The organism is Acidovorax sp. SRB_24, assembly GCF_012931925.1.
The window spans coordinates 1-711 of the sequence record NZ_MWOM01000179.1 but is presented as its reverse complement, the minus strand read 5'-3'; the positions used below and the strand labels follow the sequence as shown (position 1 = coordinate 711).

Sequence of the window (711 nt, the reverse complement as noted above, 5' to 3'; positions counted from 1 at the left end):
TTCGAAATACAGCCGCTCCACACTGCTTTCATCCCGGGTCTGTGGCACATGCGCTGGTTTTTTTTTGGTGCTTTTGGTGGCCATCGGTGCAGTCGGTAGTGAGAAAGAGTCGGGCGATTTGCCATCGCCCGCAAAGTCTGGCGGTCGCCGGAGGAAGCAGCGTGGGTGTGAGTGCTTGGACGCGGTTAACCGTGAGTATTTTAGGTGCCGGCACTTCTGCCCGGGACGCCCCAAACCACGGCTGCACAACATTACCACAGTGTCTGTTCAATGTTGTTGACTCATGTCGTTATAACTGTCTACACTTTGCGGGCGGTTGGATTTTATCCGGGAAAAGTGCATTGCTGACGCTGTGGCGCGTCAGCAGATTTACGTCTGGACGCCCTGCGGCGTTGCAAGCCGGCGTGCCCCGTCCTGATCCCCTCGCAACGACACGAAGAATCCAAGGAGAGAGACGGTATGAGTGACATGAGCATTGGTACCAGCCTGCGGGCCGTGGGCCTGGACGACAAGTACACCGCCAGCGAGGGCACGGTGTACCTGACCGGTGTGCAGGCGCTGGTGCGCCTGCCGATGATGCAAAAGCGCCGCGACCGCGCCGCCGGGCTCAACACCGCCGGCTACATCACCGGCTACCGCGGCTCGCCGCTGGGCACCTACGACGACCAGCTGGCCAAGGCGCGCAAGCACCTCGACGCGCACGACGTGGTG

At 60.9% G+C, this 711-nt stretch carries 1 protein-coding gene; it reads left to right on the top strand.

The genetic code is table 11. The features are described from left to right. Window positions 1-459 precede the first annotated feature (459 nt). On the top strand, window positions 460-711 hold a 252-nt coding region (locus B2J89_RS21355; RefSeq protein ID WP_169170831.1), incomplete at its 3' end, for a hypothetical protein.